This window comes from Phormidesmis priestleyi ULC007, from assembly GCF_003003695.1.
Taxonomy (GTDB): Bacteria; Cyanobacteriota; Cyanobacteriia; order Leptolyngbyales; family Leptolyngbyaceae; genus Phormidesmis_A; species Phormidesmis_A priestleyi_A.
On record NZ_PVWG01000010.1, the window covers coordinates 138,548 to 152,909 of the forward strand.

Here is a 14,362-nt window from a genome sequence, read left to right on the forward strand (position 1 = left end):
GACTTTGAGAAGACTTGCGGTTTCAAAGTCCCCCAGAATGGGGGATTTAGGGGGCGTTCCCGAATTCACGCAGGAGGTCTATTGTTTCAACCTATCCTTTATTTCTGCGACTCAACGCGGCTTCTACGGCCTGCTGCTGATCGCGCCGACTAATCCACTGATGATAAGTGCGCGTGTGAACTGCCACCGAATGTCCCATCATTCTGGCTGCAACGGTGTCTGATAACCCGAAGTGAATGGTTCTCACTGCCCACGCGTGGCGCAGATCATAGGGCGAAAAAGGCACACTATAGCGACGAAATTGCGCCGTTACTCGTTGTCCGACCGTTTGTAGTGTAGTTTTTGTGAGATCAGTCTCGATCGTCGGCAAACCACCCTTTTTCAAATCAAATTCTTCAATCCATTCTGGGTAGAACGCCCAAACTTCATGGCTGCCAGTTTTGGTAGTCGGCAAGACTTGAATCATCGTTTCATCTCGACTTAACGCTGAATAGTCACAAAAAAAGACTTCATGATTTCTCAGCCCATAAGTCGCCATGACTCCATAGACAAAACGCCACGCTGGGTTAGGAATCGTCTGCCAGACTGCCACAATTTCTTCGTCAGTTGGGAGCTGCCTGACTTTGGTTTGACTGTTGCCATAGCCACCCCAAAATGTCTTTAACTCAGTGGGAAGTTTGAGATTGAGAAATTCTGCTAAAGCACTCAATGCCGTGCAGCAGACTTGACGACTGCGAGAATTAATTTCAGTTGAGTGAATGGTTTTGTGAATGGCTTCCACGATCGTTAGATGGGGTTGAGCCTCGGCGATCGCTGCCAGCTTTTTTAAATAAGGCGCGTAAGCAGAGTTCCAGGTAGTTTTAGTAGAACCGGGTTTGATTAAGCGATTGGGCTGTGCTAAAAAGTCCTGCTCAAATGCCTGAAGCTGCTCTAAAAAGTTCATCTGACTCAGACGTTTGCCGCCAAAGGTGAGATAACTTTGCCAGTCAAAACTGTTTTGAATCAACTGCGCCGCGATGATCTTTGCTTCTTGCTCAGCTTGCTTCAGCCCTGCATTGGTTGCAGGTAGACCCAAACTCAGACGCTGCTGATAAGGGCGCAACCGCAAACTATCGGGGCGAGGCGGCAACGTCGCCCTCAAATTTAGCTTAATGCCCCGTCGCTCAATTTGCACCCCCATCTGAGCGACTTTTAAGCGCTGATTGAGTTGAGCAATGCGCCCATCGATCGCCTCGCAGGCTTTTGCAGAAATTACATCTATCTCTGCCATGATCTACTAATCTGAATACAAGATCTCAACTTTAGAGGATGATTGGCTTAACGCTCATCCCGTCGAATTAAATGTCAACAATGCTAAACTTTTGTGTCGGAACTATCAAAAATCATGTTTTTCACAAAACAGATTGACCGATTTTCGTCAGACTCATGAAGATTTTATTGTTAAAATCAGTAACGAAGCTGAGAACTCTAAGGAACTTTTAGTAGCCATGGGTCGAGTAGGCGTTTTATTACTTAACTTGGGCGGGCCCGATCGATTAGAAGATGTTCGTCCCTTTCTCTATAATTTATTTTCTGACCCGGAAATTATCCGCCTCCCGTTTCCCTGGCTGCAAAGTCCTTTGGCATGGCTAATTTCAACCTCGCGGGCAAAAAAGTCACAGGCAAACTATCAGCAAATCGGCGGCGGCTCTCCATTGCGGCGCATTACCGAAGAGCAGGCACAGGCACTCCAGCAGGAGTTACAAAAACACGGGCAAGACACCAATGTCTATATTGGGATGCGCTATTGGCACCCATTTACCGAAGAAGCTGTCGCGCAGATTAAACGCGATGGAGTCGATCGTTTAGTCGTTTTGCCTCTCTATCCTCACTTTTCGATTAGCACCAGTGGCTCCAGTTTCCGCTTGCTAGAAGACTTGTGGGCGAAAGACCCAGCGTTGCAGCAGATCAAATACACCGTCATTCCATCTTGGTATGACAGCCCAGGATATTTAGAGGCAATGGCAGATCTGATCGCTCAACAGATTGATCAGTTGCCCAACCCAGATCAGGCTCACGTTTTCTTTAGCGCTCATGGCGTTCCGGTCAGCTATGTTGAAGAAGTGGGCGACCCTTATCAGCGCGAAATCGAAGCATGTGCGCGGTTGATTATGCAGCGTCTTGGCAGACCAAACGCCTACACGCTGGCCTATCAGAGTCGAGTTGGCCCGGTCGAATGGCTCAAACCTTACACCGAGGATGCCATCAAAGAACTGGCTGAGAAAGGCGTTCAAGATCTGGTAGTCGTGCCCTTGAGCTTTGTCTCAGAACACATTGAGACGCTGCAAGAAATCGACATGGAATATCGGGAAGTCGCCGAAGAAGCCGGGATCGAGCGATTCAGCCGAGTTCCAGCTTTAAATATTCACCCGGTGTTTATTAACGATTTGGCAACTTTGGTCGTCAATGCGCTCAATGCCCCAGAAGTAAAATTTGCCGATGTTGTGCATCCTGGAAAGAATGTCAAGATGTATCCTCAAGAAAGCTGGCAGTGGGGTCTCACCACGTCTGCTGAGGTTTGGAATGGTCGGGTGGCGATGATTGGCTTGATCGCTCTGATTATAGAGATGCTGACGGGTCGCGGGCCTTTACACGCATTTGGACTTCTTTAAGCACGATCGCTCAAGCTATCAATAAATTTACCTAGTGGGGATTCTAAATTTAGAGTCCCCATTATTTTTTAGTCACGATCGCGCAACTGACGAGATTCCTCGTTTGGCAAGGAGTCTCGCTGCATTGACTTGCCCGATCGTTCATCGTGTTTTTGCCAACGCCGCCAAGCCTGAGAACTGCGAATTGCCAACCACAAAAGCAGTAGGGCAACAATTCCTCCCTCTCTTGGGGCATCAAAAGCAAACACTACCAAGCAAACGCACAAAGCATCCTGAACGAAAATCAGCCACAGGGGTAAGCCCTGCAAGCGGTAAAACCATCCCACCTGGACGAGTTTTAGCACAAACGCCAGCAGTCCGCCCACGCCTCCCAATATCCCGACCAGCCAGGGAGAAACATCGGTTGCCTGGGCGATCGCCATCCCCATCAAAGCTCCCACCAAAGGACTGAGCAGCAGTTGCACCACTTGCAACACTCGTTGTCCGAGACGGTTTTTTGAGGCAAACACTTCTACCAGCGACCAACTGACCAAAATGCCTAACATAATTGGCGGCGACACCCGGTTTAACAGGGGGACGTGCGTCCACGCATTGCTTCCAGAGAGCAACCCAATCACCAGTAGAGGTAAAGCAATTCTCATTCCTGCTGCTGCCGAAGCCGAGAGCACGGCTAGGAGAAGTTCTAACATGGCAACTTAATCAGGTAGGGATTGTTAAGCAGAGTTGCTGACGAATCGTAAACTTCTAAAACGACATCTACAAGAAGGGCAGTTTCAGGAGGAAGATGAGATCGGGGCAAAGCGAATCTGCTTGAAGGGATATCGTCATTTTTGCACAGGCTTCTCAAGACAAGGGCAAAGACAAATCCTATGGCTGATTCTCTCCTATCTGATGCGGCACAACCGCTAGAAAGAGCACTAAAGCACACCTCCATCTCTGAAGATGCGATCGAGTCGCTCAAGTTTCCCAAAGCTAGTTTGACGGTTTCGATTCCAGTGCGAATGGATAACGGATCGCTGAAGATGTTTCAAGGCTATCGAGTTCGCTATGATGACACTCGCGGGCCAGGAAAAGGCGGCGTGCGCTATCATCCCAACGTGTCGCTTGACGAAGTGCAATCGCTGGCGTTTTGGATGACGTTTAAATGTGCGGCGTTAAGTTTGCCGTTTGGTGGCGCAAAAGGCGGTATTACGGTCAATCCAAAAGCGCTTTCTCGACTGGAATTAGAGCGGCTGAGTCGAGGCTATATTGACGCGATCGCAGACTTTATTGGGCCCGATGTTGATATTTTGGCTCCTGATGTCTACACCAACTCAATGATCATGGGCTGGATGATGGATCAATACAGCATCATTAAGCGACAGATCAGCCCTGGTGTCGTGACCGGAAAGCCAATCACGATGGGCGGCAGTTTGGGGCGAGATGCGGCAACGGCAAGGGGTGCATTTTTTGCGATCGAAACGATTCTACCGAAGTTCGACCGCGTTCCCCAATCCACCACCGTTGCCGTGCAAGGGTTTGGAAATGCCGGGGCGACGCTGGCAGAATTGCTGCATCGATCGGGCTACAAAGTCGTTGCTGTGAGCGACTCGCAGGGCGGCATCTATTCCAAAAACGGGCTGGATATTCCGAGCATTCGGCAGGTCAAAGATGCGACGCGAGGCATTAAAGCGGTTTATTGCGATAGCAGTGTGTGCAGCATCGCCGATCACCAAGTTCTCACGAATGCAGAATTATTAACGCTAGATGTCGATGTGCTGATTCCTGCTGCGTTAGAAAAACAAATCACAGAAGCTAACGCCAAAGATATCAACGCAAAACTAATCTTTGAAGTCGCAAATGGTCCAATCACATCAACGGCTGATTTGATTTTAGAACAACGCGGAATTTATGTGTTTCCAGACATTTTAATCAACGCTGGCGGAGTCACCGTTAGCTATTTTGAGTGGGTGCAAAATCGCAACGGTATGTATTGGACTTTAAGCGAAGTCAATCAAAGTCTTCAGCGCAAAATGATTGAGGAAACCGAACAAGTGTGGGCGATCGCGCACAATCTGTCTGTCTCAATGCGAACGGCGGCTTATATTCATGCTTTAAATCGATTGGGAGAAGCGATCGATGCCAAAGGCACACGCGCCTATTACAACACCCATTAGCGATCGCGTGTTGGCTGGACTGTTTAGCGATCAATGTGTTGCGAGACCTTCAGCTTCTTCTACTATCCTGTTAATGTTTAAGGCCAAGTTAGCGCAAGATTGGCTAGGAGGAGGTTAATCGTGTTTTCGGGATGTATTTGTAAATCAGTAACCTAAATGTGGGCTTGGTTAATGCCGGAAAACGAAAGGAAGAAGATAGTAGGGTATCTTTCACGATGTTCTGATCGTGAACTGCGTGATATTTTGTTCGCTGTTTTTCAAGTTCGCAGACCGAACCCTGAAGAAGATGAGTACAATAAGAACTGCTTTTTTCTAGGTACTGCGTCAAGTCTTTTGGAGAATGGTAAAGGAGAACCAAAACATTGGGGAGCTTATAAAATTGAGGCAATTGCTCATGTTGACAGAGAAGAGTGTGGAGAAAATGTACCAGCAATAGACTGGGGATTCTGCCAATTTGGCGAATGTCAGCAATGTGGAATAGCAGTACGCTCAAACTTGAAACACGGTGTCTGTCCGTTGTGTGGCAGTAAGGTTTATATGAGTTGATAAGGTCGTAGAGTAGCTTTATCATTTGTTTGATGACTGGATGCAACCTAACTACGAAAACTCAGGCTTTTAGAGCAAGTTTTTGAACTCCTCACGAACCTCCTTAAGCATCTATCATGAGATGTAAACGATATAAAATCGTGTTTAAGGAACTCTTATGAAATTCAATGTAACCCTTAACCAAGATGAAGATGGTGTTTGGATTGCCGAATGTCTAGACATCCCTGGTTGTGTGAATCAAGGAAAAACCAAGGAAGAATCACTTACTAACATTCAAGATGCAATTACTGCTTGTTTGCAAATTCGCGCAGAGCGAGGAATGCCGCTCACGATCGAGGGGATGAACGATTTCTAAAATTGCTTGAAGGCTGAGTCTCTCAAATCCATAAAGTAATAAAAATTGGTGGCAAAGCAACCAGGATCGGTTCTCATACATCATCGGTTACAGAAGTCAGGTAGACCAGAATCTGAAGTAGAGTATTCTGGTTCTGAAAACCAAACTTTGTTGCTCTGATGAGTGAAACTGTTTATATCGAAACCAGTATCCTAGGCTACCTCACAGCCCGATCGACTAGGGACTTGATCTTGGCAGCCAACACAGAGGTCACAAAAAAGTGGTGGGAATCTCGCAGGAGTGAATTCACACTTTACATTTCCCAAGTGGTTTTAGATGAGGTGGCACGAGGAGACACGGAAATAGCGGCTCAACGCCTCAATATCCTCAATGAAATTCCTTTGGTAGAACTCAATCAAGCTGTACGAAATCTGTCAGCGCAGTTTCTTACCCGAAGCAATCTTCCTCCTAAAGCCTCCGATGATGCCGCTCATATCGCAGCAGCAACTGTTCACGGGTTAGATTACCTGCTAACGTGGAACTGCAAGCACATTGCGAACGCTCAAATTCAGAGAAAGCTTACGGAAATCAGCCTTGATTTTGGATACCAGCTACCAATAATTTGTACTCCTTACGAACTATTAGGAGATTGAGCTATGTTGCAGAATGAGATTCTCGATGAGATCTACAAAGTTCGTGAAGAACACGCCAAGTCATTTAATTACGATTTAGATGCGATGTTTGCAGATTGGCAGAAAAAGCAAGCAGAGGGTGGAAGAAAAATTGTCAACTTGTCGCCAAAGCGCATTCCAACAGCACCTTCTGATCCCATCTTAGATTCCCGCGATCATCCCAGCTAACAGAATACAGCCGACTACGACATCTAATCTGAGCGCAGGTGAGTGAGGCAAACCGCCACGAGAAAGATTGTAATATTGCCAACTCCACGCGATCGCTGCCACCCCCAACGCGATCCAAAACGTCCACTGAAGCTGCATTACTAAGCCCAGCTTTGCCAATAATACGATCGTGCCCGTATAAAAAACCGCGATCGCTTGCGGGGCAAATTTGCCAAAAAATAGCGCGCTTGAGTTGATCCCAATGCGGCGATCGTCGTCTCGATCGGGAATCGCATAGACCGTATCAAACGCCAGCGTCCACAGAACCGTCGCACCCCACAGCAGCCAGGTTTCGCGTCCCAAGCAGGCAGTCGCAGCCGGAACCGCCGAGCAACTGACCGCACTCCAACTAATTAAGACTGCAAAGCCCCACGCGATCGAAAGCACCAACTGCGGCACCGGAAAAACTCGTTTCGCACCGGGATACAAAACAATAATCGGCACAGCAGCGACACACAGCCAAAACGTTAGCGGATTTAGATAAGATGCCAGACTATAAGCACAGACAAATCCTACTAAGGCCACAACTAGCCCGACTCTGACCGAGAGCGCACGAGATGCCAAAGGGCGGCTGCGAGTGCGTTGCACCTGCGGATCGATATCGCGATCCCACAAATCGTTGATCACACAGCCTGCCGCGCTCGTTGCCAGAGTTCCTAAAATAATGATTCCAACCAACGGGCCGGGAGGCGTTCCGCGTGCGGCTAGAAAGACTGCCCAAAGTGCCGGAATCATCAGAATCAAGCGTCCTTCAGGCTTATCCCATCGCAGCAGACGCACGATCGAGAGCCAGGTAGATTGAGGAGATAAATTCTGTTCAGAGTCGGGCAGCATGGACATTTTTAGGCAGGTTGGGCAATCAACAGCGTGAAATAAAATCGGCTTCCTTCGCCGTGGACAGACTCAAAGCCAATGTGTCCGCCCTGGTTTTCTACCAGTAGTTTACACAGAGATAGCCCCAACCCCGTGCCAGAAATGTTGGCGCGATCGTGATGGCGGACTCGATAAAACCGCTCAAACAGCCGCGCCTGGGCATCTGCCGGAATGCCTAAGCCGTGATCGCGCACCCACACTTCGACAAAACCTTCAGAATTGGGGGTTGCACCAATCTCGATCGCTGAATCAGCAGGCGAATATTTGATCGCATTCGACAGAAGGTTAGTTAAGATTTGGGACACTTGCCAGCGATCGCCCCACACATCTGGTAATGCCTGAATGTGATTAGTGATTAAAGGACTGTGGAATTTGCTCCTCACTTCTTCGACTAGGCTGCTCAGACAAAACGCGATCGGACGGGCTAACATCCCCGCTTCAAGATCTCGAAGCGCAACCAGGCTTTGAAGCAGGTCTTGAAGATGCTGGACTTGCTGCTGAACGAGATCTAAAAACTCTTGGCGCTGGTCTACGTTCAGATCTTCGCCCAACAACTGCACCGAGCCTTGCAGAGACGTGAGCGGAGTTGCAAGCTGGTGCAACAGCAGATGAATAAATTGGGTTTGGTCTTCAACCTGCTGCTGAAGCAGTTTTTTGTCTTCAAGAAGAGTCTGAGTCAAGGTTGAATCGAGATTATTGTGGGTCAAAAAAGCTTCACCATCTGACTATTTACATTATGTTACAAATCTACGCGATCGATTACTTTTTCTTTACAGCGTGTCCTTCATCTACCTAGATTTCAAGCAGGATTTTCTGTTCAAGAAATTGGTGTAAAAACTAAGTCCAAGAACCCTTAAGATCAGGCTGTCACTTTACAGATCGAGGAACTGCTCTACGGTTTCTTCGTTCTCTAATCTGGGTAGTTTCTCGATTTTTTCAAAGACTTGTTTAACGTTGGGTTCCCTTTGATCGTCCCTCCCATGCTTGATTCAACCGCCAAATTTAAAGAAACGCTGGTGAACAGTTCAACCCCAACCGTCGATCGAGCGCGCATTCTCGCCGCGATCGATGTCGGAACCAACTCAATTCACATGGTCGTGACGCAGATTCAGCCGTCGCTTCCTGCTTTTACAGTCATTGAGAGAAATAAAACAACTGTGCGTCTGGGCGATCGCTGCAAGCAAACCGGGCGGTTAACTCCAGAGGCGATGCAACGGGCGATCGTGGCGCTTAAACGATGTCAAGATATTGCCAAAAGCTTGAATGCAGAGCAAATCATCGCAGTGGCGACTAGTGCGGTGAGAGAAGCCCCCAACGGGCAAGAATTTTTGCAGCAAGTCGAAGATGAACTGGGTCTGTGGGTGAATCTGATTTCGGGCACCGAAGAAGCTCGAAGAATTTATCTGGGTGTTTTGTCGGGCATGAAGTTCGACAATCAGCCCCACATCATCATTGATATCGGCGGTGGCTCGACCGAGTTGATTTTGGGCGACGGGCACGAACCTCGCACTCTCAGCAGCACCAAAGTTGGAGCCGTGCGCCTCACCTCGCAGTTGATCACCACCGATCCGATCAGCAATGTAGAGTTTCAGCAACTGCAAGCCTATATTCGGGGCATGTGGGAGCGCCCGATCGACGAGTTGCGATCGCAGCTTAAACCCGGCGAATGTCCGCGTATGGTGGGCACCTCTGGCACGATCGAAACCCTGGCGATTTTGCACTCTCGCGACAAATTCGGGACGGTGCCTGCGCCGCTCAATGGCTATCAGTTTAGTCTCAAAGACCTACGCGAGTGGGTCAATCGTTTGCGAAAACTTAGCTACGCCGATCGCCTCTTAATTCCCGGCATGAACGATCGGCGGGCAGAAATTATTTTGGCTGGGGCGCTGATTTTGCAAGAAGCGATGACGCTGCTGGGCACCGACTCGATCGTGATCTGTGAGCGATCGCTGCGAGAAGGTGTGGTGGTCGATTGGATGCTTGCTCACGGACTGATTGAAGATCGGTTGCGCTATCAAAGTTCGGTTCGTCAGCGTAGCGTGTTGAAAACGGCTCAAAAATATCAAGTTAATTTAGACCACAGCCAACGGGTTGCCGAGTTTGCGCTGAGTTTATTTGATCAGACTCAAGGCGTGTTGCACAGCTGGGGTGGCGAAGCGCGCGAGTTGCTCTGGGCGGCAGCAATTTTGCACAACTGTGGGCATCACGTTGGGCATTCGTCTCATCACAAACACTCTTATTATTTAATTCGTCACGCTGAGTTGTTGGGTTACACCGAGATCGAGATTGAAGCGATCGCTAACCTGGCCCGCTATCATCGCAAAAGCAATCCCAAAAAACGTCACGAAGGTTATCGCAACCTGACTAGCAAAAAGCATCGCAAAATTGTCGAGCAGCTAAGTCCTTTATTGCGGCTGGCAGTCGCGCTCGATCGCCGACAGATTGGCGCAATTCTCTCAGTGCAGTGTGAATATGTGCCAGAGCAGCAAGCCATGCGTCTATTAATTGACAGCCGTCAGCCGATCGATGATTGCGCTCTAGAATTGTGGAGCTTGGACTATAAGAAGGACAGTTTTGAGACGGAGTATGGCATCAAGCTGGTGCCTGTTTTACGATCGTCCCTTACGTCTCAATAGCGAAAAAGTTGCTCAGAACGGTGCAGTTGTGCGGTTGCCAATAACCTTTGCATCCAAATTAAGATCTCAGATTAGCCCGCTCCAACCGGGTTGTTACGCCGTGCAGGTTCAAGGAATTTTAAATGGATTGACATAAATCAGGATGTTAGTGTCAACGGCGTTCATACAGCGTTTCCCGTGTGAACCGAGGAGCATTGAGCGGAATTGGGTTTTGCTGCATTCGCTCAACCAGCGATTTCAAAAACCGTTGTTTGGCTTCTAGATCAGAAACCGGCGGCGACACAACTTGAGGAGACTGAATTAATAACTCAACCTCAGTCCCTTCAGGCAATTCAAAAGCTGATTGAAGAAAAATGTACCATTACGGTAAATTGCTTTCAGAGGTTGAGGCATAGGGAAAGCTCCATGCTGATTGTTTAACCATGCCTCTAAGCATAATCGATCGCCCCACCATTAACCGCAAAGCACTACCTTACCAGCAACCTTGTGCCAAATTAACCTACCGACAGATAGCGTGTTACGCCCTTACCGAGAATTGGCGGCATAGCATTCCCATTAGGCCGCGTCTCCAGGAGCGACTTCCCGCGCACAGATTCAGGTTTAGTTTTGTGCAGACTCATTCATCTGCTGTTGAAGTTGTCGGACTTCCTCGATCGATAAGCCCGTTCCGCGGGCAACGGTTTCAACCGATAAGCCTTCTCGTAGAAAGTTGAGTGCGATCGAGCGTTTTGCTCTCGCTTCTGTTTCTTCCTGAATCGAACGGTAAATCACAGATTCTTGCATAATGTCTCTCCGCACTAGACTATAAATTACGTCCTGCTCTAATCTTAACCCAGCGAGAATTGCTGAGGCTGCCATCAAATTTGCCTGTGTCGTTGACTCTTCAATCTGATCTACAATTTGAGTCACTTGGCGTAACGTCTCCGCTGGATTTGCAGTCCGTCCCAGTGCTGCAAAGGGCAGCAGTCCAGGATATTGCAGAAAGAGTGAGGGGGGTTGCTCCCACAGTCGAATTACATCAAATTCATGACGAGTGCGTTCCATTACATAGGCTGTCTGATAAACAAGTTCAGAAGTAGTAGGCTTCAGGTAGATCACCACTTGTCGCATGGTTTTATTTCTGTAGCGTCGCTTCCCCCGAACCCGATAATCCAACATCCGAAATGGGATTTCCTCCTTCGGTAAAGTTTGAAACTCAATGTGAAGGATGGATTCATCGGACTGGAGCAGGATCATCGCATCGGCTCGAATGGGATCGAGGGAGAGTTCAGAAGGTTTGATTTCTGTCAGGGTGACAGATTCTCCCAGGAGCCAACTAGCGAAATCGGCTGAGAAGTGTTCAGCAAGGAATCGGCAGGTATCATCATACATGCAGGAGATTTTACAACTGACTACGCGAATCTGATTTTGAGTAAATCCAAAGTTTGATGAATGATTGTTGCGGAGCGATCGCGATTCAACGATTTTGACGCACAGTCATCTCATTTGTGTTTCTCCATGAACACAAACGACAATTTCTTGTTTACTTCTTGGCTCTTGAAAACCGTATACCCAAGCCGCTCATAAAGCTGAATATTGCGATCGCTCTTATCTCCGGTGAACAGTTCAAACCGATGCACCTGCTCAAAACGTGATTCGAGTTGATTCATTAACGCCGTACCGATGCCGTGCCCTTGATGATCAGGATGAACAATAAGCCGTTCGACATAGCAAGTATCTCCTGCTTGATACCCTCTGACTGAGCCTACAACTCTGTCCTCAACTTGAGCTTTCAAGAAAACTTTATAAGCGAAATCTCTTTTCAACTCGTCTAGGGTTTGTATCAGGGGTGGAATGCGAAAGTCGCTATATAGTTGCGCTTCGCTCTGGTATGCCAGCTTTTGCAATTCGAGAATAGTCGCAGCATCCTCAGACAAGGCTCGTATGATGTTTTCCATCACTTCAAAGTGTCACTTTCTAGAACGCTCCATAATGGCGGCATAACGTTCCGGCTGAGCGGTTGCAAGTAACCTTTTCATCCTCACCGAGATCTCTCTTCAGTCCGCTCCAGCCGGGTTGTTGTGCCGCCGCGCTTGCAGAAATGATTCTCAAACCCAGCAGATTAAGTCACCTCTTCAATTTTCTCTTATTTGGTGCTGATTCTAATAAGCCTGCACCATATGCAACAAATCTATCATCTGGTAGGAGACCTCTTTCATGCATTTGTGTAGCCCATTTTCTCGTAGTTTCATGGCGGTAAGTTTTTCTTTTCCATACCTTGCTGAGATACTCTGTTACAAAGTAGAAGAGCAATATTGAGTCAATCACAAATAAAACTAATGTTTGGGCATTCCAAGTTGGATCACATAAAAAAAACAATAAAACTGCAACGGTTGAAGGAGCCAGAGTAATAAGCATCATCGGAAGATGCCATATCCAAAAAATCTTTGGAAACTGGCTGCCATTTGAACTTGCATACCAACCCATTACTAGCGGGTATACTCTATTGACACGGATCTCAAGCAACTTAAGATAATCTGCCATGTCGTAAATAAGAGCGGTATGATAAGTCGTTAGCAGTCCAAATAAGGATGTTGTCAAAGGCACAAGCAAAAGAATTTCTGTACTATATCTGGCATTTGTTGTGTTGCTGTTGAGAATATTCAATGCAAGACCAAGCAGAACACCTGCTGTAGCAGTACTAGATGTTAATAAAGTGACGCGGTGACCCATACGGGCTTGCGCCTCTGCACGCAGACTCTTGTACTCCTCAAGAATGCATTGGAGTTCATCCTTCTTAAATGCTTGGTCAAGAAACTCATCTCGGTTGAGGGACTGCTCAGGCATAAAGCTCTTAACTCCATGTATTGAATGGGATATCTCATGCTTCAACTATCACTGCGGAAATTTCGGAAAGGGTCTAACAATCGCACTTTACGCACAACTTTCAAACTACTGCCTTAGCCAATATCTCAGGCGGCATAACTTAGTTGAGCCGCAACCGCAAGCGGTTCTGCTCACTGACGAAGAATGCAAATTCGGTTGTCGGCTCCAACGCTAGTTAGATCGTAGCGTCACGAAAATTTTAGCATACAGTACAAGTGAACTAAATGGCGCTGTCGATCTAACGTTCCCCTTCAGCGGCGGCAAAGAACTGAACTCAGCACAGAAGAATTGTGCCCGTCCGCTGCAAGGGGGTTGTTAGACCGCGCTATTGCCCCCGTCCTGGTTTGCAATCTGTAAAACCCAATGCCTCTGTGTCTAGAAAGCTTGCGATCGCCATCTCAATCACTGCTTCAATGGGATACTCAATTTCAGCAGCATGTTCAACCAGAGCCTTCCGAATTCGCTCAGGCAATCGCCCTAAAATGACTTCAGCATCAGCCGGAGAAAGTTGCTCTTGGAGTTTGGCTTGCATAGCATCACCTTTCAGTGGGAATCTGGGCGTTGTAAGGGGGTTCAGTCGCTCTTAGAATAATGGCTTCTAGCTCCAATAGTAGCGCGGGGTTTCCCCAATGCGAAATGACCTGTACTGCGATCCGCACATCTTCGTCGTTGTACTTGTCGAGCCAAGCCCACAAAAAAGCTTTATGCCCACCACTAAAGCGACCGCGTAAACTCTTTGTTTTACCGATATAGAGCAACCCATCAGTTTTGTGCCGAATTGCATAAATACCAGGACGCGCAGGAATACTACTAAACTCACGGCTTAATAGTTGGCACTGCTCAAAAGGGGTGAACGCGATCGCATCTAGAATATTTTGGGCTTGAGCTTGCAACTCAGAATCACTTATTGACATGGGAATCAGAAATTTGACCGCACAAAATTATATTCCTATGTGGACTCAGAGTAAGCATTTGTTGGAGTTTCTAGCCATTGAATTTAGGTCGTTGATTATAGCCGATGCTAGGGTCGTTCGCTCTAAATAGCAAAATATATTCTACTTCCTTCGTATTAACTTCTTGATTTGAAGCTGTTTCTGACTCCCAAAGTATTTCTTTCCTAATTGCAAAGTCTCTTCTTTCAATAGTCCGGACAGTTTTTTGAACGGTTCCACAAGGCTTTCAGGGCTTGTAGTTCCAGGATCGAGCCATTTTATCAAAGTTAGCTTTGCCTCAACACTTCGGACAAATTTAGGCGGCGATAATGCCGTAGTCACAAAGGGTTGGATAGTTGGGGTGGGATTTAATCAAGGTTGGCTCCAAGTCTAAGAGGGTGTTTTAAAAGTCAGGTGAAGCGTAAAAAAGCTCTCCGGTAATACGCTGTAAATACAACAACTACAGCACC

General features: G+C 47.6%; 17 protein-coding genes. 7 read left to right on the forward strand and 10 right to left on the reverse strand.

Annotated features, from left to right (window positions below; translation table 11 throughout):
- Window positions 1-91: 91 nt before the first annotated feature.
- Window positions 92-1,270 (reverse strand): site-specific integrase, encoded by a 1,179-nt coding sequence (locus tag C7B65_RS11530; RefSeq protein ID WP_073072048.1) that lies wholly within the window; start codon window positions 1,268-1,270, stop codon window positions 92-94.
- Between the two features lie 133 nt (window positions 1,271-1,403).
- Between C7B65_RS11530 and hemH the strand changes: the two genes are divergently transcribed.
- Entirely contained in the window at window positions 1,404-2,651 is a 1,248-nt protein-coding gene (gene hemH / locus C7B65_RS11535) for a ferrochelatase (RefSeq protein ID WP_425320465.1), read from the forward strand.
- 68 nt (window positions 2,652-2,719) lie between these two features.
- Here hemH and C7B65_RS11540 read toward each other — a convergent pair whose 3' ends face one another.
- Window positions 2,720-3,340, reverse strand: coding sequence for a DUF4126 domain-containing protein (locus tag C7B65_RS11540; RefSeq protein ID WP_073072050.1), 621 nt, complete (start codon window positions 3,338-3,340; stop codon window positions 2,720-2,722).
- A 180-nt stretch (window positions 3,341-3,520) separates the two neighbouring features.
- Here C7B65_RS11540 and C7B65_RS11545 point away from each other — a divergent pair, with 180 nt between their 5' ends.
- The 5 genes from C7B65_RS11545 (at window position 3,521) to C7B65_RS11560 (ending at window position 6,547) form a co-directional block, all read left to right on the forward strand.
- Window positions 3,521-4,807: a Glu/Leu/Phe/Val family dehydrogenase gene (locus C7B65_RS11545; RefSeq protein ID WP_073072052.1), complete on the forward strand. Its 1,287-nt coding sequence runs from the start codon at window positions 3,521-3,523 to the stop codon at window positions 4,805-4,807.
- A gap of 156 nt (window positions 4,808-4,963) precedes the next feature.
- Complete coding sequence (locus C7B65_RS27385; protein ID WP_073072054.1) at window positions 4,964-5,353, forward strand: hypothetical protein; 390 nt, start codon at window positions 4,964-4,966, stop codon at window positions 5,351-5,353.
- A gap of 157 nt (window positions 5,354-5,510) precedes the next feature.
- Window positions 5,511-5,708, forward strand: coding sequence for a type II toxin-antitoxin system HicB family antitoxin (locus tag C7B65_RS11550; RefSeq protein WP_073072056.1), 198 nt, complete (start codon window positions 5,511-5,513; stop codon window positions 5,706-5,708).
- 158 nt (window positions 5,709-5,866) lie between these two features.
- Window positions 5,867-6,340 (forward strand): type II toxin-antitoxin system VapC family toxin, encoded by a 474-nt coding sequence (locus tag C7B65_RS11555; RefSeq protein ID WP_073072057.1) that lies wholly within the window; start codon window positions 5,867-5,869, stop codon window positions 6,338-6,340.
- Between the two features lie 3 nt (window positions 6,341-6,343).
- The gene (locus C7B65_RS11560) at window positions 6,344-6,547 is read left to right on the forward strand and encodes a hypothetical protein (RefSeq protein ID WP_073072059.1); all 204 of its coding nucleotides are present in this window, start codon (window positions 6,344-6,346) and stop codon (window positions 6,545-6,547) included.
- Here C7B65_RS11560 and C7B65_RS11565 read toward each other — a convergent pair.
- Complete coding sequence (locus tag C7B65_RS11565; protein ID WP_073072061.1) at window positions 6,521-7,420, reverse strand: 4-hydroxybenzoate solanesyltransferase; 900 nt, start codon at window positions 7,418-7,420, stop codon at window positions 6,521-6,523. The two genes, C7B65_RS11560 and C7B65_RS11565, sit on opposite strands and share 27 nt — an antisense overlap.
- Before the next feature lie 8 nt (window positions 7,421-7,428).
- Complete coding sequence (locus C7B65_RS11570) at window positions 7,429-8,139, reverse strand: sensor histidine kinase (protein WP_181314384.1); 711 nt, start codon at window positions 8,137-8,139, stop codon at window positions 7,429-7,431.
- A 300-nt stretch (window positions 8,140-8,439) separates the two neighbouring features.
- Between C7B65_RS11570 and C7B65_RS11575 the strand changes: the two genes are divergently transcribed.
- Window positions 8,440-10,095, forward strand: a complete 1,656-nt coding sequence (locus C7B65_RS11575) for a Ppx/GppA phosphatase family protein (protein ID WP_073072065.1) — start codon at window positions 8,440-8,442, stop codon at window positions 10,093-10,095.
- A 151-nt stretch (window positions 10,096-10,246) separates the two neighbouring features.
- On the opposite strand, the gene C7B65_RS11580 is transcribed toward C7B65_RS11575, so the two are convergent.
- From C7B65_RS11580 to C7B65_RS11605, 6 genes are all read right to left on the reverse strand, one after another.
- Window positions 10,247-10,426, reverse strand: coding sequence for a DUF104 domain-containing protein (locus C7B65_RS11580; protein WP_219898493.1), 180 nt, complete (start codon window positions 10,424-10,426; stop codon window positions 10,247-10,249).
- Between the two features lie 269 nt (window positions 10,427-10,695).
- Window positions 10,696-11,466 (reverse strand): Rpn family recombination-promoting nuclease/putative transposase, encoded by a 771-nt coding sequence (locus tag C7B65_RS11585; protein ID WP_073072067.1) that lies wholly within the window; start codon window positions 11,464-11,466, stop codon window positions 10,696-10,698.
- 110 nt (window positions 11,467-11,576) lie between these two features.
- Window positions 11,577-12,032, reverse strand: a complete 456-nt coding sequence (locus C7B65_RS11590; RefSeq protein ID WP_073072069.1) for a GNAT family N-acetyltransferase — start codon at window positions 12,030-12,032, stop codon at window positions 11,577-11,579.
- 169 nt (window positions 12,033-12,201) lie between these two features.
- Complete coding sequence (locus tag C7B65_RS11595) at window positions 12,202-12,921, reverse strand: hypothetical protein (RefSeq protein ID WP_073072071.1); 720 nt, start codon at window positions 12,919-12,921, stop codon at window positions 12,202-12,204.
- A gap of 364 nt (window positions 12,922-13,285) precedes the next feature.
- The gene (locus tag C7B65_RS11600) at window positions 13,286-13,492 is read right to left on the reverse strand and encodes a hypothetical protein (protein WP_073072073.1); all 207 of its coding nucleotides are present in this window, start codon (window positions 13,490-13,492) and stop codon (window positions 13,286-13,288) included.
- A gap of 4 nt (window positions 13,493-13,496) precedes the next feature.
- Complete coding sequence (locus tag C7B65_RS11605) at window positions 13,497-13,874, reverse strand: GIY-YIG nuclease family protein (RefSeq protein WP_073072075.1); 378 nt, start codon at window positions 13,872-13,874, stop codon at window positions 13,497-13,499.
- Window positions 13,875-14,362 lie beyond the last annotated feature (488 nt).